23 protein-coding genes are annotated in these 21,837 nt (G+C 58.3%); 4 read left to right on the top strand and 19 right to left on the bottom strand.

Annotation, left to right across the window (positions count from 1 at the left end):
* Positions 1-5 precede the first annotated feature (5 nt).
* From sppA to pyrR, 6 genes are all read right to left on the bottom strand, one after another.
* Positions 6-932 (bottom strand): signal peptide peptidase SppA, encoded by a 927-nt coding sequence (sppA, locus tag NT179_03240; GenBank protein ID MCX5721030.1) that lies wholly within the window; start codon positions 930-932, stop codon positions 6-8.
* A 238-nt stretch (positions 933-1,170) separates the two neighbouring features.
* The gene (gene carA / locus NT179_03235; GenBank protein MCX5721029.1) at positions 1,171-2,346 is read right to left on the bottom strand and encodes a glutamine-hydrolyzing carbamoyl-phosphate synthase small subunit; all 1,176 of its coding nucleotides are present in this window, start codon (positions 2,344-2,346) and stop codon (positions 1,171-1,173) included.
* Positions 2,343-2,864: a DUF4149 domain-containing protein gene (locus tag NT179_03230; GenBank protein MCX5721028.1), complete on the bottom strand. Its 522-nt coding sequence runs from the start codon at positions 2,862-2,864 to the stop codon at positions 2,343-2,345. Before NT179_03230 ends, carA begins: the two co-directional genes overlap by 4 nt.
* Positions 2,864-4,150, bottom strand: coding sequence for a dihydroorotase (locus NT179_03225; protein ID MCX5721027.1), 1,287 nt, complete (start codon positions 4,148-4,150; stop codon positions 2,864-2,866). The genes NT179_03230 and NT179_03225 overlap by 1 nt, the downstream gene beginning before the upstream one ends.
* 3 nt (positions 4,151-4,153) lie before the next feature.
* Positions 4,154-5,074 carry an aspartate carbamoyltransferase catalytic subunit gene (locus NT179_03220; GenBank protein ID MCX5721026.1) on the bottom strand — a complete coding sequence of 307 codons (921 nt, stop codon included), beginning with the start codon at positions 5,072-5,074 and terminating at the stop codon, positions 4,154-4,156.
* A 14-nt stretch (positions 5,075-5,088) separates the two neighbouring features.
* Positions 5,089-5,640: a bifunctional pyr operon transcriptional regulator/uracil phosphoribosyltransferase PyrR gene (gene pyrR / locus NT179_03215; GenBank protein ID MCX5721025.1), complete on the bottom strand. Its 552-nt coding sequence runs from the start codon at positions 5,638-5,640 to the stop codon at positions 5,089-5,091.
* 591 nt (positions 5,641-6,231) lie between these two features.
* Between pyrR and NT179_03210 the strand changes: the two genes are divergently transcribed.
* Entirely contained in the window at positions 6,232-6,732 is a 501-nt protein-coding gene (locus NT179_03210) for a polymer-forming cytoskeletal protein (GenBank protein ID MCX5721024.1), read from the top strand.
* Between the two features lie 141 nt (positions 6,733-6,873).
* A complete protein-coding gene (locus NT179_03205; GenBank protein ID MCX5721023.1) occupies positions 6,874-7,320 on the top strand; it encodes a polymer-forming cytoskeletal protein in 447 nt (148 codons plus the stop codon).
* Positions 7,321-7,326: 6 nt separating this feature from the next.
* Here the strand turns inward: NT179_03205 and NT179_03200 are convergent, their stop codons facing one another.
* The 5 genes from NT179_03200 to NT179_03180 form a co-directional block, all read right to left on the bottom strand.
* Positions 7,327-8,019: a hypothetical protein gene (locus NT179_03200; GenBank protein ID MCX5721022.1), complete on the bottom strand. Its 693-nt coding sequence runs from the start codon at positions 8,017-8,019 to the stop codon at positions 7,327-7,329.
* A gap of 42 nt (positions 8,020-8,061) precedes the next feature.
* The gene (locus NT179_03195) at positions 8,062-9,843 is read right to left on the bottom strand and encodes a hypothetical protein (GenBank protein ID MCX5721021.1); all 1,782 of its coding nucleotides are present in this window, start codon (positions 9,841-9,843) and stop codon (positions 8,062-8,064) included.
* On the bottom strand, positions 9,844-11,181 hold the full coding sequence (locus NT179_03190; protein MCX5721020.1) for a glutamate-5-semialdehyde dehydrogenase: 1,338 nt from the start codon (positions 11,179-11,181) through the stop codon (positions 9,844-9,846).
* Between the two features lie 133 nt (positions 11,182-11,314).
* Positions 11,315-12,319 carry an SDR family oxidoreductase gene (locus NT179_03185; GenBank protein MCX5721019.1) on the bottom strand — a complete coding sequence of 335 codons (1,005 nt, stop codon included), beginning with the start codon at positions 12,317-12,319 and terminating at the stop codon, positions 11,315-11,317.
* Between the two features lie 97 nt (positions 12,320-12,416).
* Positions 12,417-12,737 carry a PilZ domain-containing protein gene (locus tag NT179_03180; GenBank protein MCX5721018.1) on the bottom strand — a complete coding sequence of 107 codons (321 nt, stop codon included), beginning with the start codon at positions 12,735-12,737 and terminating at the stop codon, positions 12,417-12,419.
* Positions 12,738-13,063: 326 nt separating this feature from the next.
* Between NT179_03180 and NT179_03175 the strand changes: the two genes are divergently transcribed.
* Together NT179_03175 and NT179_03170 are read left to right on the top strand one after the other, a co-directional pair.
* A complete protein-coding gene (locus NT179_03175) occupies positions 13,064-13,672 on the top strand; it encodes a LuxR C-terminal-related transcriptional regulator (protein MCX5721017.1) in 609 nt (202 codons plus the stop codon).
* Between the two features lie 206 nt (positions 13,673-13,878).
* Positions 13,879-14,367, top strand: a complete 489-nt coding sequence (locus NT179_03170) for a hypothetical protein (GenBank protein MCX5721016.1) — start codon at positions 13,879-13,881, stop codon at positions 14,365-14,367.
* 69 nt (positions 14,368-14,436) lie between these two features.
* On the opposite strand, the gene glgA is transcribed toward NT179_03170, so the two are convergent.
* The 8 genes from glgA to eno all read right to left on the bottom strand — a co-directional run bounded on the left by glgA (position 14,437) and on the right by eno (position 21,742).
* Positions 14,437-15,948 (bottom strand): glycogen synthase GlgA, encoded by a 1,512-nt coding sequence (gene glgA / locus NT179_03165; GenBank protein ID MCX5721015.1) that lies wholly within the window; start codon positions 15,946-15,948, stop codon positions 14,437-14,439.
* A 30-nt stretch (positions 15,949-15,978) separates the two neighbouring features.
* A complete protein-coding gene (locus NT179_03160) occupies positions 15,979-16,335 on the bottom strand; it encodes a hypothetical protein (protein ID MCX5721014.1) in 357 nt (118 codons plus the stop codon).
* Between the two features lie 134 nt (positions 16,336-16,469).
* Positions 16,470-16,826 (bottom strand): DUF971 domain-containing protein, encoded by a 357-nt coding sequence (locus NT179_03155; GenBank protein ID MCX5721013.1) that lies wholly within the window; start codon positions 16,824-16,826, stop codon positions 16,470-16,472.
* Between the two features lie 39 nt (positions 16,827-16,865).
* The gene (gene recO, locus NT179_03150) at positions 16,866-17,618 is read right to left on the bottom strand and encodes a DNA repair protein RecO (GenBank protein MCX5721012.1); all 753 of its coding nucleotides are present in this window, start codon (positions 17,616-17,618) and stop codon (positions 16,866-16,868) included.
* A 106-nt stretch (positions 17,619-17,724) separates the two neighbouring features.
* Positions 17,725-19,167 (bottom strand): magnesium transporter, encoded by a 1,443-nt coding sequence (gene mgtE / locus NT179_03145; protein ID MCX5721011.1) that lies wholly within the window; start codon positions 19,165-19,167, stop codon positions 17,725-17,727.
* Between the two features lie 28 nt (positions 19,168-19,195).
* Complete coding sequence (gene era / locus NT179_03140) at positions 19,196-20,080, bottom strand: GTPase Era (GenBank protein MCX5721010.1); 885 nt, start codon at positions 20,078-20,080, stop codon at positions 19,196-19,198.
* Between the two features lie 7 nt (positions 20,081-20,087).
* A complete protein-coding gene (locus NT179_03135) occupies positions 20,088-20,438 on the bottom strand; it encodes a septum formation initiator family protein (GenBank protein ID MCX5721009.1) in 351 nt (116 codons plus the stop codon).
* A 20-nt stretch (positions 20,439-20,458) separates the two neighbouring features.
* On the bottom strand, positions 20,459-21,742 hold the full coding sequence (gene eno, locus NT179_03130) for a phosphopyruvate hydratase (protein MCX5721008.1): 1,284 nt from the start codon (positions 21,740-21,742) through the stop codon (positions 20,459-20,461).
* Between the last annotated feature and the right edge of the window lie 95 nt (positions 21,743-21,837).

Here is a 21,837-nt window from a genome sequence, read left to right as displayed (position 1 = left end):
ACAACCTACGGCATCCAAAGGTACATGAACTGCGGCGTCCCACCCCGCACCATCGACAGTAAATCTAAATTGGCGAACCCGGCCATGCCGGCACTCGTCCCGAACAAACGGGAATAGATATTATTCTGATACTCGCCCCTATGCCCATAGGTCACGACCCGCGCCTCCGTCAGGCCGGCTTTTTTCTTGGCCATCTCGATCGCGTCATCCAGATATCCAATCTCATCGATCAAGCCCACCGCCTTGGCCTGATCGCCTGAATAGATGCGCCCGTCGGCCAGTTTCTTAATCTGCTCGGACGACAGTTGGGGCCGCCCCTCCTGCACCACAGCCAGAAACCGGTGATAAAACGAATCGATCACGCTTTGAAAGATGGCCCGCTCCTCAACCGTCATCACCCGAAAGGGCGAACCCATGTCCTTGCGGGGACCGGACGTGATGGCATTGGCTTCGAGTCCCACTTTTTCCAGCAGGCCTCGCGCATTGACGGTCAACATGATCACGCCGATACTTCCCGTCACTGTCGAGGGGTGAACCCAAATACTGTCCGCCGCCATGGCCAGGTAATAGCCCCCTGACGCCGCCACATCCATCATCGAGGCGATCACGGGCACCTTCTTCTTGAGCTTGAACTCCCGCAACTCGTGATACAGAATGTCCGACGCGGTCACCGTGCCACCGGGACTGTTGATGCGAAGCACCAGGGCTTTGATCTTGTCGTCCTTCGCGGCCCTCGTCAGCTCTTCCTTGAACAGGGCCACCATATTGGGATGCGGCATGAGGCCGTCTTTGTCTTGCGAGCTAATGACCCCCGACAGATCGAGCACCAGCACTTTCCCCTCGCCCGTACCGCTCAGCTGCACTTCCTGCACCGGCCCCGACGGCTCGACCAGATTGACCGTGATGCAGCCGGCTTGCAGACCTATAACCATCAGGAGGCAGAATCGCCCAAGAATTGCACAGACCCTCGCAGGCTGCGGGACAACGATGTTGAAACGCGAACACTTGGAGAATCCGTACGCGGGCGCAACAAGAGAACCCGCCTGCAGGATGCTCAAAAAGGCCGTCCAGCAAGGCCGCAGCGAGTGAAGGACCGAGGCGTACCCTTTAGGGTACATTGAGGGTCTGAACGATGCGAGAACGAAGCTGGCGGACTTTTTCAGCATCCTGCTATACATGATGTTTCTCCATCAGCTGAATAAACTCGGCAAATAAGTAACCAGAGTCATGGGGCCCGGGAGAGGCCTCCGGATGATATTGTACCGAAAACACCGGACGATCCACACAGGCCAATCCTTCGATCGAATGGTCGTTCAGACTCACATGGGTTACCGCAACTTTCCCGAATGTTGTCTCAATCACGGGCGGGCGATCCGGCACAGATGTGATCGGCTGCGTGACTTGCACCGCGAAATTATGGTTCTGCGAGGTGATCTCGACCTGTCTCGTGCGCAGGTTCATGACCGGATGGTTCGCCCCATGATGGCCGAACTTCAACTTATAGGTCTTGAGCCCCAACGCGAGGCCGAGAATCTGATGGCCTAAACAAATACCAAAGAGCGGATACTGGCCGATCAGTTGCCGCACCGATTCGATCGCATAGGACACGCCTTCCGGATCTCCAGGACCGTTCGAGAGGAAAATGCCGTCCGGTCTGAGGGACGCCACCTGTTTCGCCGTCGTCGAAGCCGGCACGACGGTCACATTGCACCCGGCATCCACGAGCTGACGAAGGATATTCTGCTTCACGCCGAAATCATAGGCAACGACATGCCAGCGCTTGGTCGCAGCCGCGCGGGGCTTGTCTCCGAGCGAAGGAATCCATTCACCCGATCCCTCTGTCCATTGATAGGCTGTCTCGCAGGTGACGGTGGTCGCGAGATCCCGGCCAATGATGCTAGGGGCCGCCTTGGCCTTGGCCACAGCTCGACGGGCGTCCGTCTCGACATGGGTAATGAGGCCCTGCTGTGAACCATGTTCACGCAGATGGCGCGTGAGAGCCCTGGTATCCAGCCCCTCGATGCCGACGATCTTCGCTTCCTGAAGATAGGCTTGTAACTGCTGCTTGCTGCGCCAGTTGCTGGCGAGCGTGCTGGCCTCTTTGACGACAAACCCTTCGGCCCAGATCTTCCGCGACTCGATATCCTCCGGCGTCACCCCGTAGTTGCCGATGTGAGGACAGGTCATCGTGATGATCTGTCCTTTATAGGAGGGATCGGTCAAGACTTCCTGATAGCCGGTCATGGCCGTATTAAACACGACTTCGCCGACCGCCTCCCCTTCATAGCCCAAGGCGCGCCCCTCGAAGAGCGTGCCATCCGCCAATGCCAACAATGCTTGTTTCACGTCACCACTCCATCCCGCCGCAGCGACCGTTTGGCCTTGATTCCTGTCAGCACAATTCCCAGTACGAGATTGACCATGTAGAGCGACCGGACCGGCATATGGATACGGAAGAATGCTTCGAACGCCGCCTTCCGCGCCGCTTCCTCTTTCACCGCAAAAGCCTGAGCCTGGAGCGAGGCAACCAGCGGATGCAGCCAGAGAATGATGATGCCGGCGATCACCGTCATCCCCACCAGCAAGCCCATCTCGACCCGACTGACCGCCACGTCCTGATGTCCACTCCACCAGCGATACCAGGTTCCGGCACACAGAACCGCCAGAGCCCCGATCACGAATCGATTATAACCTTCAAAGGCTTTCGTCAGAAAGAACCCGCCTGAGTCCTGCCCGCCGAACGTATTGAAGACGGCTGGAATGACCGCCCCGATGAGCACCAGCAACCCGCCGACCCAGATGCCCAACGCCAGCCATTCACAGGTCAGACAACAAATCAGCCCCCAACGGGATGAGCGCAACACTAACCCTCCGCCCGACTGGCCTCGAATACCACTCGGCCACCTACGATGGTCGTCCGCACCCGCCCCTTCACCTTCCAGCCGGCAAAGGGCGTGTTGCGGCTCTTTGAGAAGAACTTGGCCGGATCCACTTCCCATTGTTCATGCTGATCCACAATCGTCACGTCGGCATCGGCCCCGACTGCCAAGGTGCCCTTGGCCAATCCGAACACCTTCGCGGGAGCCGTGCTCAATTTATCGACCGCCGCCTCCAGGGACAACACCCCCTCCTCGACCAAGGCAAGGGTCAAAGGCAGGGCCGTTTCCAATCCGACGATGCCGAAGGGCGCTTCCGCAAACCCCAGTTGTTTTTCCTGCGTAGCGTGAGGCGCATGGTCCGTGGCAATGACATCGATGGTGCCGTCGCGCAGACCTTCTTTGATCGCCTGCACGTCCTTCCAAGTCCTGAGCGGAGGATTCATTTTCGCATAGGTGTTATAGCCTCGAACCGTTTCCTCTGTGATCGTGAAGTGGTGGGGGCAGGCCTCGGCTGTGACTTTCAGTCCGCGGGACTTGGCCTCCCGCACCATCCTGGCCGACCCCTCGGTGCTGATATGGGCCAGATGCAGCCTGGCTCCCGTCAGTTCCGCCAAGGCGACGTTCCGCGCCACCATCACATCTTCCGCCGCGGACGGCATGCCAGGGAGCCCCAACTCGGTCGAGATGACTCCTTCGTTCATGCAGCCCCCCTCGGCGAGGTGCAGGTCTTCACAATGGTCGACCACCGGCACGTCGAAGGCCAGGGCATATTCCATCGCGCGCCGCATCACGAGACTGTTCATCACCGGCTTCCCGTCATCCGAGATGGCCACACAACCGGCGCGCCGCAAGTCGCCGATCTCCGCCAGCTCCTTGCCTTCCGAGCCTTTGGTGATCGCGCCGATGGGAAACACATTCGCCAACCCGGCCGCCTTCGCCCGCTCCAGCATGAATTCCGTAATTGCCTGATTGTCGTTCACGGGGTTCGTATTGGGCATGCAACAGACCGAGGTGAACCCACCTGCCACCGCCGCCGCCGCGCCGCTTTGGATCGACTCTTTATATTCGAAACCCGGCTCACGGAAATGGACATGGAGATCGACGAACCCGGGAAGGACCAGCCGCCCCTTGGCATCAATCTTCGTGGCGCCAGCCGGAGCTTTGAGGTTAGGCCCCACTGCCACGATCCGCCCCTCATCGATCAACACATCGGCCACGCCATTGAACCGTCCCGGATCGATCACGTGCCCACCTGCAATGTGAATAGCCACGATTCAGTTCGCTCCTGACATGAGATAGAGAATACCCATGCGAACGGCCACGCCGTTCGCCACCTGGTCCAAGATCACCGACGACAAACTATCCGCCACCTCCGGCGCGATCTCGACCCCCCGATTGATCGGCCCGGGATGCATGACGATCACCTTAGGATCGGCCAGCTTGACCCGCTCGGACGTCAACCCGTAGAGCCGCGCATATTCGCGAATGGTCGGGAACAGGGCTTTCCCCTGCCGCTCCAGCTGCAAACGCAACATCATAATGACCTGCACATCGCGCAAGGCCTCGTCGAGGTGGTAGTAGACTCGCACGCCCAGCTTCTCGACCCCGGCCGGGATCATCGTCGGAGGCCCCACCACCCGGACTTCCGCTCCCAACTTGACCAAGGCGTGAATGTTCGAACGGGCCACCCGGCTATGGGCCACATCGCCAACAATCGCGACCTTGAGCCCCTCGAACGACAGGCCCCGTTCGCGAATCGTGTAAAGATCCAACAGCCCTTGCGTCGGATGCTCATGCCATCCGTCTCCCGCATTGATCACGGAGGACTTCACCCCGCGGGCCAGGGCCTCGGCTGCGCCGGCCGAAGGGTGCCGCAGCACGATAATATCCGCCTGCATCGCTTCGATATTGCGCGCGGTATCGAGCAACGTTTCCCCTTTGACGACACTGCTCGAGGAGGGCGAAAAGTTGATCACGTCGGCGCTCAGCCGTTTCGCCGCCAGCTCGAACGAGGTGCGCGTCCTCGTGCTGGGCTCGAAAAAGAGATTGACCACCGTGCGGCCCCGGAGCGCCGGAACTTTTTTGATTTCCCGCCCGGTTACTTCCTTGAACGAATCGGCCGTCTCCAAGATCAGTTTGATCTCGTCCACCGACAAGGGCGCCAGGCTCAAGAGGTCTTTGCGTTTGAGACTCATCGTTCCCTCCAACCTCAGGCCTTGAGAATCACGACCCGATCATCCTCGCCTTGCTCTTCCAATAACACTTGAATGTCCTCTTCCCGGGACGTCGGAATGTTTTTCCCGATATAGGTCGCCTTGATCGGCAGCTGCCGATGGCCCCGGTCGACCAGCACCGCCAGCTGAATCTCCGCCGGCCGTCCCAAATCGATCAACCCGTCCATCGCCGCGCGGATCGTTCGCCCCGTGAACAACACGTCATCCACCAGCACGATCACCTTGTCGGAAATATCGAACGGAACCGACGTCATGCGGAGAATCGGTTGTTCCTTCCGCAGCGACAGATCGTCCCGGTAGAGGGTAATGTCCAACTCACCGATCGGCACGGAAGCCGATTCGATCTCTTGGATCCGTTTCACCAGCCGATGGGCCAGATGCACCCCGCCGGTCCTGATCCCGACCAACGCCAGATTCTGGATGCCTTTATTCCGTTCGAGAATCTCGTGCGCGATACGGGTCACAGCCCTAGCGATGTCTCCCGCATCCATAATCAGCCGTTCCTGGGGTCGATCGTTCCGGGTCATCACCATGATTCATTCAACTTTCTGGCATAAAAAAACCCCCTCATCGACATTCGATGAGAAGGTTGAGATGTGTCGGCAGACACAAGCCTGAATAACGCCCATACACACTCCTTACTCACCTCGCAGGATGAGCATTAAAGGTTGCGGCATCTTACTGAGGCCCAGGACCCCTGTCAAGCCGCGAGACGATGACTCGCGCCGGCGCCTGAACGAATCGACGGGGCGAACGCCCCTCGATTCGAGACGCGTGGAACAGCCGGACTCCGCTCCTGGCGCCACATTCGCAATATTTTTATGGGGTCAGGCGAGCCGCCGCCTCTCATAGGGAAAATATTGCCGCCGTGAAAACTCTCGCCACTACACCGCAATATAGAGTAGTCCGCGGTCATAACCCCGCGACCCCTAGGGTGGCTAGTGGGTACGTATTTCTCGTTTCCCCGCTTCGGACTAGGAAAGAATTGGACACTGAAATGCAGAGTTGGGTCTTATCAGAACTGAACGCTCAATATTTCTCCTACACCAACCGATACAGGTCATAACTGAAACTGAGACTGACGCTACTTGTCTCACACACACAGAGGAGGACCGATTATGTGGCAGCCGGAGAAACAGGATACGAGACGTTCGCCGCAATCCCTTTCAGATATGGAGGGCAATATCCCTTCATCTCCGAATACCAGGCCTGAGTCGAACGAAGCCGTCGTGGCCTTTGTCGGAAAAGGCGTCGAATTCAAGGGCATGATCTCCTACAGCGGGACCGTGCGGATCGATGGATTCCTCGATGGAGAGATCCACACCGAAGGGACCTTGCTCGTGGGAGAAGAAGCCGTCCTCACGGCCAAGGTGAGCGCAGGCACCATCGTGTGCATGGGGAAGATCACCGGCGATGTCGTGGCCAAAGAGAAGATCAAGCTGCTCGCCCCCGCCGTGCTCAATGGCGGAGTGAAGACGCCGATGATCTCCGTCGAAGACGGCGTGCTCTTCAACGGGACGCTGGAGATGACGCAGGCCATCCGGGAAGTGTCACGCGAAGTGCCACTCCGCTCCGTCGATGATTCCGATGTCGCAACCATCAGACGAGCCAATGCCTAACACCCATGCAGCATAACCTGACTGCCTATCCTATGAACGACAAGCGGCATGGGAGCCCGATTCGGATGAAGCAGGTCGACGATCGACCGGTCCGAGAAGCCGCAAGGCCTCATCACCGGGGGCACAGGTAAGGAGGATGCCATGTGGGCGTTCGGAAAAAACCAGCAAGGGACAGCGACAAGCCAGGAAGATTTCACGTTCTTAGGAAAAGACGTGGTCTTCAAAGGCGTCCTGACCCTACAAGGCAGTGTCCGGGTTGACGGCCAATTTGAAGGCGAACTCCACTCGACCGGAACCGTGACGGTCGGAGAACTCGCGATCGTCAGGGGCAACATCAAGGCGAGAGTCTTGATCACGAGCGGCAAGATCAAGGGCGATATCACGGCCTCGGAAAAGGTCATGATCATGAGCCCTGGGATGCTCATCGGCGATGTCCGCACCCCGTCGATTTCCATTGAGGGAGGCGCGCACTTCCACGGCCTGTCCAATATGGGGGCCGATACATGGGTCGAAGGCCACAATGCGGCAGACGAGAGGATTCACGACCTCGCCGCGCACCGCGGACGGCTGCGCGCGCCAGACTACTAATGGGCCCTAGGGACGTTTGAGCTCTTCGAGCGCAAACTGCTTGGGCAGCATCACTGGCACCACGATCCCGATGGGATCGCCCCGTTTGATGGTCGTCGGCTTGGTGAGTTGCAACAGAAAATTCGCCGTGAACGCGTCGTAGTCCGGGAGCCATTCGTACATATTCGGCGTACGTTTGTACTCCTGCGTCTTAATCCCCTCCCACACAAAAAACGTCCGATCGGGATAGTGGTAGAAGTGATTCGGCACGTCCTTCATCATCAAGCCCACCTGTTTGGGATAGTAGAACCGGATCCCGCAACAGAGCTTTGGATACCCACTGTTTAAGATCAAATCGACATAGGTCCCTGAAAAGGATTTGTAGCCTAGGATCCGCTCCTCCGGCAGGATCGGCGGGGCCTGCCATTTCACCCCCTCAGTCGTGCGGCGGATCTTACAGTCAGCCGGAGACCGAATGAGCCAGCCATACTGGCCCACGGTTCGCACCGGGCCGCAATCGTCAGGAATCACTTTGTAGCCCTCGACCGCCACTGTCCGCTGCTCATTCAGCGACATTCCGGACAGCAGGGGCCGATGCGGCATGAAGTCGAGCTTCAGCCGCTCCGGCGCGATGGCCGTCGAATATTCCCGTTCCCAATAGATGACAATCTTGTCGCCAGGCTCCTCGCCTGCAATCTGTTCTGACGTCGGTTCATTCATAGCGACAACCGTAATCGATCCATGATACCCAGTGCAAGCAGACTAGACCTTCTTCAGGTGAAATAAGGTGAGCCCCGCCCGCAGCTTCGCTTTCGGCAGGATCGTGCGATGCATCCGAAACGTGGGGAGCTGTTCGACCGGTTCTTCCCAGCAGACGTGGAGTCCCGAGGACGAGCCATGCCGGCCCAATTGTGCCGGACCGATGACGAAGGCATTGCCTCCTCCCCGAAGAGTTCGCGCCATCTCCTTCATGCATTCAACCAGCCTGGCCGGTTCCTCCCCTTCACCATAGGGGATCCAACGATAGATCAAATCATAGAGAGGAAGGGCCGCTGGGTCATGCGACGCGTTCGCAGAAACGAATCGAATGCGCGAGAGCCAATCCCACCGCTGCATCTCGGCGCAGACCGTCCAGAGTTGTTGCGCCTGCTTTTGTGCCAGGGCCGCCTCATGGATGAGCACCGTATAGTCTCTCGGCCGATCAAAGAGGACGCAGGTCGCAATCACCGCGTCGCCATTGTCGATGAGGACATGCTCGGCATGGGACAGGGCCACGCCGATCTCACGATCCTGTTCGCCAAGATCTTGTAGATAATCCGCCACGAAGGGCTGCGCCGCTCGTTCGTTGATTTCAGATTCGTCTTCCGGATAGAGCAATACCGCGCCATAGGTCTCGGCAGGAGAGATCGCTGGAACCCCCTGCACAAAGACCGATCGCCAATCGACCGGGCTCATGGCCACTGATGCGCCTGGCTGCTCCCTGCTCTCTTGCGGCAGGGTCACAGGCAAGGGAGTCTGGCGCTCACGCTCCTTCAGAATGACCTGGCCTCCGACAATCTCTGCGCTCCGATCGCAGGGCAGCGCGCGACGGCCTTTCGGACTCATGTAGGAGAGCCCTGCGACATCGGATGCCACCGTGACCTTCTGCAACAAACCACCCTGGAGGGTCAGGCAGGCCCCTATACTCTGGTCAAAATATCGAACCGGCATCGTCCCAGCCGGCAGCCAGGTGACTTGGTTGGACCGCTCCTGATTCATGAAGAGTGTGAAGGGGTTGGTCCCCCCGGGGGCCTGAGGAGTAAAGAAATTACTGAACAAGCGAAAGGCTGCTTCCGACGGATAGGCAGGAATCCCGCGATAGCGCAACGGTCTGGGGCTCTGACTCCCCTCGTTCTGATCGTCGTAGAGGCCGCGGATCAATTCAAAGACCGCAGACCCGGTTCCCGGCAAGAGCGACTTAAAGAGTTCGACGACCGGCAGGAAATCGATCGAGGCCCAACTCATCGCCCCCATGCAGGACATGAATCTGGCCCGCTCGAAATCCCCGTCCTGCAACACATAGAAGGCATCTTTCCGCTGGCGAATCGTGGCCCTGCCAGTCGGCCCGATCACGAGATCCTCATCGCGATAAAAAAACCGCACGTCCTCGATCGGGACCCGGAGCGCCTGCGCGGCCATCGCCCGCAAATCATCGGCGGTGAGCCGTTGCCAGCCAGGTTTGCTGGCGAGATTGAGACTGGTTTCATTCACCAAACCAGCCGGTTTCAACCCGACCCATTGGCCCCAATCCAACCGGATCCTGGCACGGAGAAGCACCGCTTCGCCTACGGCATTGCTCCCCCACTCACATTCATGTAACGGATTGCCTGCCGGGTCTGTGGCGAGAAATCTGCGCCCGTCCTGGCGATAGAAGACCAGATGGCCGGTGGCCTGGCGGACGGCTCGCCCGCCCGCCTGCTCAAGATCCTGCGCAAAGGGAAAATTCGTGGAGAAACGAAGATGGCCGACTGTGTGCAATGCGGCCAAGAGTGGATCAGCAGACATCTACTCGCGGACTTGCCCGCTCCCCAAGACGATAAACTTGAAGCAGGTTAATTCTTCCAGCCCCATCGGACCCCGCGCATGGATGCGGGACGTGCTGATCCCGATTTCCGCGCCCAGCCCGAATTGATAGCCGTCATTCAGCCTGGTCGAGGCGTTCACTAACACCGCGCTGGCATCGACCTCCCGCAAGAACCGCATGGCCTTGGGATAGTCGGAGGTCACAATGGCTTCCGTATGGCGTGAACCATACTTGGCAATATGCTCCATCGCCTCATCGATGTTCTTGACCACTTTGACTGCCACGGTGAGGTCGAGGAATTCCTTTCCGAAATCATCGTCGCTCGCTGGCTTGGCCGAGGATGACAACTGACAGGTCTTCGGGCAACCGCGGACTTCAACCTTGGCCTCGACCAACTTCTCAATGAACGGCGCGAGCCAGTTGCGCGCAATGCCCTGATGAACTAAGAGGGTTTCCACCGCATTGCAGGTCGAGGGCCGCTGCACCTTGGAGTTGAAACAAACACGCTCGGCCATGGCCGGATCGGCATCGCCATCGACATAGATGTGACAGACGCCGGCATCGTGTTTGATGACAGGGATCGTGGCATGTTCGGTGACGACCTTCATCAGCGATTCGCCGCCGCGTGGAATAATCAAATCGATGTAGCGATCCTGCTTCAGCAGAAGAGGCACCAGCTCACGCTCAGGCCGCGCGACAAAGGTGATCGCCCCGGCCGGGACGCCGGCCTTTTCCGCCGCGTCCGAAAGGACCGTCGCAATCGCCGTATTGGAATGGATCGCCTCGCTCCCGCCACGGAGTACACAGACATTCCCGGACTTCAAACAGAGGGCGGCGGAATCAGCCGTGACGTTCGGACGGGACTCGTAAATAATGCCGATGACGCCGATCGGAACCCGCACTCGCCCCACCTGCATGCCATTCGGCCTCGTCCACATCTTCGGCATGGTACCGAGCGGGTCAGGGAGCGCCGCCACTTCGCGCAGGCCCACAGCCATCTCGACGATTCGCTCCTCCGTCAGACGCAGCCGGTCCGCCATCGCCTTCTTCTCCGGCTCAGTCCCAAAGGCCTCCAGATCCAGCTCATTGGCGGCAAGCAGCGCGTCTTTATGCTCTTCCAATGCCTCGGCCATCGCCAAGAGAGCCCGGTTCTTCGTAGCCGTTGACAGCGTCGCCAGCCGAACTGCGGCCTGCTTGGCTCGGGTGACCAATTCATTGACATATTCTGGAATGGGGATGAGGGCAACCACCTCTTCCACGCCCGTCGCTTCGATGGATTCGACCGACGTTTCCGCCTGGTTGCTTTGGTCAGACAACATAAAAAACCTTATCCCTCGTAATAGTAAGACTGGAACAGGATACAGCGGGAGTTTCGACGCGGTCAAGGCGGCCATTATAGGCCTTTTTCCCTGGGATGGGCGCAAGACCGCGCCCGCTCACACCGAGCCGAGGCTAGATGACTTTTTTGAAGTAGTCGATCGTGCGAAGGAGGGCATCTTCAAGCGGCACTTGGGGTTCCCAGTTCAGTAGCGCGCGCGCCCGAGAAATGTCCGGCCGTCTGACTTTCGGATCATCGGCCGGCAAGGGATGATGGGTGATCTGGCTCGATGAGCGAGTGAGCTCCAACACCAGTTTCGCGATCTCCATCACCGTGAGTTCGCGCGGGTTTCCGATATTCACCGGCTCATGCATGCTGGCCGTCTCGGCGCCTGTATTCCCCGAGACTAGAAACTTGCGATCCGTCCGCTGCTCAGGCGTCTTGTCCGAGTCCAGCATAAGCAAGGAGATAATGCCTCGGGCCAGGTCATCGACGTAACAAAAACTCCTGGTCTGGAGCCCGTCGCCGAACACGCTGAGCGGCTTCCCCTGGAGCGCCTGGACGATAAAATTGGAGACAACCCGGCCATCATGCGGCCGCATGCGGGGGCCGAAGGTATTAAAGATCCGCACGATTCTGGTATCGACCCCATGGTAGCGATGAAAGGCCATGGTCATGGCTTCGGCAAACCGTTTAGCCTCATCGTAGACCCCACGGGGACTAATGGGGTTCACATTCCCCCAGTAGGTTTCCGGCTGGGGATTCACTAGAGGATCACCATAGACTTCCGAGGTACTGGCAAGAATAAACCGCGCGCCTTTTGCCCGAGCCAACCCCAATACTTTATGTGTTCCCATGGCCCCGACCTTCATCGTCGCAATCGGGAACTCCATGTAATCCTGAGGACTGGCAGGCGACGCAAAGTGCATCACCGCATCGAGGGGCCCTTCGACATGAAGGTAATCGCAGACGTCGTATTTAATGAAGGAGAACCGCTCATGCCCGAGCAGATGGGCCAGGTTGTCCATGCGTCCGGTGAGGAGATTGTCCATGCAGATCACGGAATGGCCGCTCTGCAACAGCATGTCGGAGAGATGACTCCCGAGAAATCCGGCTCCGCCTGTGATGAGAATGCGCATATAAGGATTTCTCTTTTACGCTTCTCTCACCGCGAATGCCAGATAATTTATGTGGATCGACGCCCTCTCCCTGCTACACTCAATCGCAACGGTCGGCTTAAAACACAAACTTGAGCCCGACGAAATACGAGCCAGTCCCGTCATTGTTGCCGAAGGGCAATTTCCTCGTCCACCGCACTTCCGCAAGGGTCGGAATCCCTGCCGCGGTGATGGGAGTCGGAACATAGACCTTCATCACTTGCTCGATTGCCGGGGCCTGATCCATCACAAGCAGCATCCCCCCGCTACTGATATTGACCGACAAAGCCTTCCCTTGATGAGCAGATGCAGGCCGATTGTCCATCGGCGCAGTCATCTCGTACGGAATCGGCCGCAACAGCGCGGCCCGCTCATTGTGTTTCTGGAAAGTCGTCGACATTGGCCATTCCCACTCATGCTGTCCCACGTTGTCCCCCTCGAAATGATTATGATGTGAAAAACCTGGCGCTATCTTCCGTTAGGCCGTATATTTCATAGAGCGAACCGACATAACTATGGCTGAAGTATAAGAAGGTGCTCTATTGAGGAACAATACCGACGATGTAGGCATCCCTCTCCAAAGGTGGGTGTTGACTCCCCCAAAAGGGTTAGGTACTCTTTCGCGTCCCAGGTCAAGTGCCTCATCTCCCATGACCTGCCTTCACGGAACGCATTGGATTATCTAGCATTATGCGTATCACGACCGCGAAAACAGACTGACCTTTCATGAGTAATTCATCACTCCCCGCAGACCCAACAGAAAGCCTCGCCGATCAACGAGCGGGCTCAGGGATTGTGGTCCTCTCCGCCTCCATGCAACTCCTCCATATGAATCGTCAGGCCTCAGAACTGTCGAAGCAGATCAACGCAGTAGAGCAGGGAGGGGGAGGGCTGAAATCTGCCCATGGAGTCCTGCCAACAGCACTGACAGAGCTCTGCGGGGAAATCATCAAGGCCCTCCATGTCCGAACTGAAGCCAAGGATTGGGAACATTTCGAGATCAAGCGCGTGGCAGGCAATCCGGAACAGCCAATCCTGTTGCGGGGGTTCGGGCTGCCAGACCGGGGCGGGGTGCAGCATGCGAGACTCGTCGTCACATTGGAAGAGTTGGCCAGACGCCAACAGCTCAACACAGACCAGGCCAAGGAAAAGTTTCAATTAACGAATCGTGAGCAATCCGTCGTTGAGCATCTGGCCAAAGGATGGACCAACAAAGAGATCGCCAATACCCTGCAGATTACCGAGCAGACCGTGAAAGAACACATCAAACACATCATGCGAAAAACTAACTCCACAACCAGAACCGGAATCCTCGTTCAAATCTTCAACTCGTAATTCGCCACAGTGCCTGTGTTGAAAATACCACAGTGCGCTATCTGCAACACTTTGGTTGCTCCGTGACTGTTAATTTTATCGCTTACAATCAACTACTTGCAATTGCAGCCTTTGGCCCATTGATTGCAATACGCAATACAGTAACACTGCAATCAAACTAATTACGGCGCTTACGCGCAAAACAGACAGGATAAGGCTGAAGTAGCATGAAGAACCTTCAATTGATATTAGTCGGGATTCTCGTTTCAGTGGCTGGATGCCAAACAGGTCAGCCGGCACAAACAGCCGCCATCGACAACGGAAACTTCATGGGCCTCTGGAGCACCTACTCCCATTGCCAAGCTACCAATGACATCGATCAACTGAACAACGATGCGGTGACCCTGACCAAGGCGGCCAATCGCTCGCTCAGCGCGGAAGCGTTTATTCTCCCACTCCCAGGTACGATCAAAAAGCTCGTGTCGACTCCTGCTGCCAGATTTGCGGTGGATATGAAGGCCATGGCGGCAGCCTGCTCCTTGCGAGCCGGCACCGCTGCCGTAGAGGCAGGAAAGCTCGACGTGGCCAAGGACCTGCTCAGGACCGTCCTCAGCTACCAACCCCAATCCGAGTACGCCTACTACACGCTACAGGCGAAAGCGTTGCTTTCCGAGCTTGAATCCAACATCCTTGAGGTCACGCTCAACCTTCCCTAGCCGATTCGCCTCGCATCTTTCGCTATCTTCTCACGACATTCCCATCCGGATGGACATGCCCGTAGATCATTACGCGTCGGATGACTGCCCACCCCTGACCAGTGACACAAAAAGCCGGTCGTACTCCTTCGCTGAACGAGCCCAGGACACATCCGTCTTCATCCCTGCCTCCACCAACTGATCCCAGGCCGATCGATCCTGATACAGGTCCACAGCCCGGCGCAAGACGGACAGAAGAGCCTCCGCCCGATCCTCTTCAACATGAAACCCCGTCGCCCCTCCTGCCCGCCGAGCCTGCTCGGTCAGCGGCACGACCGTATCGGCCAACCCTCCGGTCTTTCTAACGACGGGAACGGCTCCATACCGAAGGCTGTAGAGTTGACTGAGGCCGCAGGGCTCATACCGGGAGGGCATCACGAAGATATCTGCCCCGCCTTCAATCCGATGCGCGAGCCCTTCATCGAACCCGATGCGAAGGCCCATCCGGCGAGGATGCCTCTTCTGTAACACCGTGAACTTGGCTTCGAGTTCCGGCTCGCCTGCTCCCAACACCACCAGCTGGAGATCCAGAGCCATCAATTGCGGAATAATGGCTTCGACGAGGTCCACCCCTTTCTGCGGGGTCAGCCTCGCAATCACCGCCAGAAGCGGAGCCGTGGTTTCAGGCAACTGAAACTCACGTTGGAGCGCCTGCTTGCACAACTGCTTTCCTGCGCGATCGTCAGCTGAGTAATGTGCAGGCAGATAGGGATCGGTTGCCGGGTTCCATCGATCGACGTCGATGCCGTTCAGAATGCCCACGAACCGGTCCTCCCGATTACGCAAGACCCCCTCGAGCCCAAAGCCACATTCTAGCGTCAGGATTTCTCGCGCATAGGTTGGGCTGACCGTCGTCACATAATCAGCAAAGACCATGCCCCCCTTGAGCAGATTCACCGAACCGTAATACTCCAGGCCCGCAGGGGTAAACAACGAGGGAGGCAGACCTGTTTTCTCGAATTGCGTGCCAGGGGAAATTCCCTGGTACCCCACATTGTGCAACGTCAGGACTGTGCGCACTCCCTGAACATCCTGCCGGTCCCGCTCAATGGTCTTGAGGTAGACCGCGCAGAGCGACGCTTGCCAATCATGAAGATGAAGAAGGTGCGTATTCCATCGGCAGGCGGTTCGGAGATAGGCGATGACCTCTATCGTCGCGCGACAGAAAAATGAAAACCGGTCGAGGTTATCAGGGTAGTCGAGACCCTGCTCTTGATAGAGACCAGGCCGATCGAAGAAGGCCTCATGCCCAATCGCCCAGACCCGCACCCGGCCGCCACCTGAGCCGACGGGGATGACATCCTCTTCGATCAATGCCTCGACCGGCCCTTGAGGGGTCGGCACCAGAAGTTGACAGACGGGGTGGAAGGATCGGCCAGACTCACTCAGGCAGCGATAGTGCGGAAGCAGGAGAATAACGTCATGGCCAAGCTTTGCCAGTTCAAGCGGTAGGGCGCCAGCGACGTCGGCGAGCCCGCCCGTCTTGGCATAAGGGACCGCTTCAGAAGCAACCATAAGCAGATGGAGAGGATGCTGGGTCACGGAAGGCCTATCGTATACATCATATTAATATTATGGAGTAGCCGGCACTTCAAACCGGGAGCGGAACTTGTCTTCATGCTGCCAGCTCCGGCCCAAGGCATGGAGCTGCACCGATGTCAACGCTTCGCGATAGACCAGCCGTCCCTCAAAAAAGACCACCAGCCACCCGCGATCCGGATAGGCGAGAAACAGTCCCTCACCGGCTTCAAGACTAACCTCCCACCCTCCTGGCGCCTCGCCAATCGCCACCCGCGAACGAGGAATCAGCGATTTGTCCTCCATGACGAAGAACTGCATGAACTCAACATGCTGATAGGCCGGAGGCCCCCAGGCCTCGACAAATGCAGGGGGAGTCAGCTGATGAAGCAACAACTCGTTGGCTTTCACATGGCGGGATTGCTCCTCCAGCGACGGCAGCCAACTGCAGCTGGACACTGACCAAAGGGCAACCACCACACAAAGGCCGGCCCATCCCGAGCGACGAGACAAATCACGGACGCTGAACCGATCCACGAATGTCCTCACAAGAGACGTCGGCTCCTTGGCTCAATCGGTTTGACCGGCTGACAGACATCACATTGGCAGATCCGCCGAAGGAGGCCATAGGAGTAGATCCCCGTGTCGTGGCCATCGCTCCAGGTAAATTGCAAAGCATAGCGGCCGACCGGCTGCACATCCTGCAGCATGATCACGATCGGCACATCGTCCGGCTGCAGACGCCGGACGCCGGACCACTCGTCCACACAGGCGGCGCAAGGACATTGCTGGCGGAGATACCGGACGGGATAGACGGACTTGTGCCCATCGTTCCATTCAATGCCCAACACACCCTTGTCCACCCAGGACATATCTTTCGGCTCATACAGGGTCTCGGTCATTCTTGACACTTCCTTCCACGACGCCGCCCCCGCTCCTGATCAGGACGGATAGGACAAAAAATTCACCGGAGGCAGTTGCCTGCCCGCCACCACCGTGACATAGCCTTCAATCGCATTTTCCACCTCGTACCGGACCTGCCCTGCGGCTTTCAAACGATCGACCACCGAGGAGGACAGCTGCAACGCCTGATGCAGAAAGGCCAGACTCCCTCGTGAGAGCGGCAAACAACGGAACGATTGGCGGGCCGCACACACCGTACAGACCAGACCTCCTGATAGAGGTGAGAACTGCGGCTCTCCCAGCAACCGTCCCTTGCCGCAAGCGGCACAGTGATCGGTCTGGGGGCGAAACCCAAGAAATCCCAGCAGCCTGATCTGAAACAACAGCGCCGTCATCGCCGGGTCCTGGCTCGTGATCAATGCGCGCAAGCCCTGTTCAAGCGTGTCGAAGAGCTGCGGGTCCGGGTCCCCATCCGGCGTCACCGCCCCCACCACATTGACCATCCGTGCGGCAGCCGTCATCAACGTCAAGTCTTCGCGAAACTTCATGAAAGGTTCCACGAGATCGACCTGCGAGATGCGATAGAGCGAATCGCCAGACTTTTCGAACAGGTTGAGATGGCAGATCGTGAGGGGCTCGAGCGAGGCGCCGAGCCGGCTCTTCATCCGGCGCGCTCCCCGCGCCACACCGCGAACCTTACCCATCTCTTTGGTATAGAAGGTGACGATACGATCCGCGTCGCCCCACTTCCGGCTTTTCAGCGTGATCGCCGCCGTCTTGATCAGCGGCATAGGGGCAATCCGTGAGACACGACTCGCACAACGTGAAGGGTTTCAGAGGACGAGCAACCGGCAGTTCTACGTTTCACGTTTCACGCCTCACGTTTGACAGTTCTTGCTAGCGCAGATGGTCCATAAATAGGGTGGCCAGGGTGAGATAGATGGTAATGCCCGTGATGTCGTTGGCCGTCGTCACAAAGGGGCCAGCCGCCACGGCAGGATCCACCCCCATGCGCTTCAGCAAAATGGGCATGAACGTCGCCATGCTGGTCGAGACCATGAAGGCCATAATCAGCGACACCCCCACGACCATGCCTAGAAAGGCTTGATGCCACAGCCAGCCCACGATGGTGAGAATCAGGCCGCAGGCGAGCCCCATCAGGAGCCCGACCTTAATTTCCCTGATAAACACGGTCCGCACATCCGTCAACGCGATCAGCCCTGTCGCCAATCCGCGAATAATGAGGGTCGAGGATTGGAGGCCCACATTCCCACCCATGGCGGCGATGACCGGAATAAAACTGACGATAGCCACCACTTCCTGAATCGTATAGCGGAACTCCCACAGAATCGCGCCCGAGAACAGACTGCCGACAAGGTTCGTAAAGAGCCAGGGGAGCCGGTGCTTCGCCGATGCCACGCTGGAAGACTTCGAGACCGAGTCCTCCTCGATCGCGCCGGCCATCTTGAGCATGTCTTCGGTCGCTTCTTCCCGGATCACGTCCACGACGTCGTCGACCGTGATGATGCCGACCAATTTATTGTCTTTGTCGATGACCGGAATCGCGAGCAAGTTATAACTCGCCACTTGGCGGGCGACTTCCTCCTGGTCCATGTCAACCGTTACGCTGATCACGTCACGCGTGGCGATGTTTTTCAGCGGCGTCGAGGGAGGGACCGTCAACAGCTGACGCAGCGAGAGGACCCCGACCAGACGCTCATCTCGGTCGGTCACGTAAATGTAGAACACCATTTCCGCATCCGTCGCCAGCTGGAGGCGGCGGATGGCATCCTGCGCCGTCGCCTCTTCCGGCAGCGCGAAAAACTCCGTCGTCATGATGCCGCCGGCCGTATCCTTCGGATACTTCAGCAGGTCGGCGACCTCCGTGGAGTCCTCCGTCCGCATCAGCGAGAGAATCTCCGTGGCTCGCTCTTCCGGTAGCACCCCGAGGATGTAGGCCACGTCGTCAGGACCGAGGTCTTTGATCAGCCAGGCAATATCCGAGGGCAGCAGATCCGCCAGCACCTGATTGATGCTGTCGCTGTCGAGCTCGCTCAGCACCTGGCCGCGCTTCGACTCGCCTCGCACCAGTTCGAACACTTCACGTTTTTCTTTGGAGGACGACAGATGCACAATCACTTTGGCCACATCGGCCTGGTGCATCCGGCCCAGCATCTTGGCAAGATTGGTGATTGCACCGCGCCGCAACAGCCGCTGCACCGACAACAAGACGATGTCGGACTTCGTCCGGCCTCGATCGGCAGGATCGCGCAACGCATCACGGAGGAGATCCTTCTCTCCCGGACGAGGGCGCGGATCCACTGGAGTCGGTTCTGTCATACGGTCTGTCGGCTGCATCACAATCCTGCTAGTAGCCTAATTCGGTGAGAGCATGCTCATCTTCCCGCCACGCCTCCCGCACTTTCACCCACAACTGCAGAAACACTTTCATCTCAAAGATCTCTTCCAGTTCCTTCCGCGCCTCGGTCCCGACCTCCTTGAGCCGATCTCCGTGCTTCCCGATCAGGATCGCCTTATGAGACTCTCGCTCGACCAGCACCGTCGCGCTGATGCGGGCCAGCTTCCCCTCCTCCACAAAGGCATCGATCTCCACGGCCACCGAATAGGGCACTTCTTCATAGGTCTGGAGCAAAATCTTCTCGCGAATCATCTCGGCGGCCAAGGTCCGCATGGACTGATCGGTGACCGTGTCTTCCCCATAGCCCGCATCCCCTTCCGGCAAATGGGCCACGGTCACGGACAACAAGCGATCGACATTGTCGCCGGTTTCAGCCGACACCGGCACCACGTCCGTCCAGGCGAAGAGTCGCGCGTAGGTCTCCATCACCGGTAGCAACTTGAGCTTATTGACCAGATCCACCTTGTTCAATACGAGAATAACCGGGCGCGGGCGCTTCCGGATCGCCCCCTTCACATGGTCGATCACCAACAGATCGCCGGGACCTGGCGAACTCGTCGTGTCCATCAACACGTACAGGATATCCGCCTCCTCCAGCGTCTCGACCGTGGTGCGGACCATGCGGCGATTGAGCAGATGTTGCGGCTTGTGCAGCCCCGGCGTATCCAGCAAGGCAATCTGCGCACCCGGCGCATGCACGACCCCCAAAATTCTCGTTCGCGTCGTTTGCGGCTTATCCGAGACGATCGCCACCTTCTGCTTCAACAATTGGTTGAGTAAGGTCGACTTGCCGACGTTCGGTCGGCCAATGATTGCGACTGTGCCAAACTTCATGGTGCAACTACGGACGGGGCCGCTCCTGTGATGGTGAAGGAACCAATTGATACACGGTTTCACCTTTACGGACATAGCCGAGCTGCTCTCGCGCCAACTGTTCGATCTTCGCGGGGTCTCGCTCCAAGCGATCGATCTCCCCCCGCAGCGTGCGGGTCGCCCGCTGCAGCTCTTGAAGATCGAGATCCAGCTGTTGGGCGTGACCGCGCATGGAGAAATACCGCGGCAGACCCATATCGCCAAACACCAGCGCGACCAGCAGCAACAGACAGGCGGCGGCTCCGGCATAATGCGCGCCCGTGACCATGCGGCGCTGCCAGTCGAGCCACTGTCTGCCTCTGTTCTGCTTAATGATCATCGTCGTTCCCGCATCATCTACTATCGCCCCGGCACAGCCTCACGCCCTCGATAGACTGCGCTCGAACCCAGCTCTTCCTCGATCCTGAGCAGCTGATTATACTTGGCCACGCGATCCGTCCTGGACAGCGATCCGGTCTTAATGAGCCCGCTATTGGTCGCGACCGCCACATCCGCAATCGTCGTATCCTCTGTTTCGCCTGATCGATGCGAGATGATCGCGGTGTAGCCAGACCGCTTCGCCAACTCAATCGCCTCCAGCGTTTCCGTCAGGGTGCCGATCTGGTTGAGCTTGATCAGAATGGAATTCGCGATCCCTTCCTTAATTCCTTTAGCAAAGATCTCCACATTGGTCACGAAGATATCGTCTCCGACCAATTGAACCTTCTTGCCCAGCTTCTCCGTCATCAGCTTCCAGCCCTTCCAATCCAACTCGCTCAATCCATCTTCGATGGAGAGAATCGGATAGCGATCCACGAGCTTCGCGTAGTACAGGATCATCTCCTCGGCGGAGCGCTCAGGATTCTTTTCTGCTTCCAGGTAGTACCGGCCCTTCTCATAGAGTTCGCTGGCGGCGCAGTCCAGGGCAAGGGCGATGTCGCGCCCCGGCTTGTAGCCTGCCGCCTCAATCGCCTGCATGATCAGGCCAAGCGCCTCTTCATTCGATTGGAGATCCGGCGCAAATCCGCCTTCGTCGCCGACCGCCGTATTCAACCCCTTTTTCTTCAACAACGCCTTGAGCGTATGGAACACCTCGGTCGCCATCCGGAACGCCTCGCTAAAACTGGACGCCCCCACCGGCATGATCATGAACTCTTGCAGATCCAGCCGGTTGTCGGCATGGGCACCGCCGTTGATGATGTTCATCAGCGGCACCGGCAACACTCGCGCATTCGTCCCGCCAAGGTAGCGATAGAGCGGCTGGCCTGTTTCAGACGCCGCCGCCTTCGCCACGGCCAGGGACACACCCAGAATGGCGTTGGCGCCAAGTCGGCTCTTTGTTTTCGTGCCGTCCAAATCGATCATCGTCTGGTCAATCTCGACTTGATCGAGCGCTTCCATCCCTAATAGCTCCGGGGCAATCAGCTTGCTGATGTTGCCCACGGCCTTCGACACGCCTTTCCCCATCCAGCGCTTCTTGTCGCCATCGCGCAATTCGATCGCTTCCTTCTCGCCGGTCGAAGCCCCGGAGGGCACAGCCGCCCGCCCACAGGCCCCGCTGTCCAGCGTGACCTCCGCCTCGATCGTCGGATTCCCCCGTGAATCCAAAATCTGCCTACCCTTGATCTCTCGAATCGCGCTCATGCCTTCTGCTCCCTCTTATGACTGGTCACTCTCAGGGGTGGGGCTGAGGTGCCTTCGACTGCGCGCGTCCAACGAGGGCCTTCTGAGGCCGCGCG

This window comes from Nitrospirota bacterium (assembly GCA_026387665.1).
In the GTDB taxonomy this organism is placed as follows: domain Bacteria; phylum Nitrospirota; class Nitrospiria; order Nitrospirales; family Nitrospiraceae; genus Palsa-1315.
The sequence above is the reverse complement of the archived record's forward strand: the minus strand, read 5'-3'. Positions and strand labels throughout refer to the sequence as shown.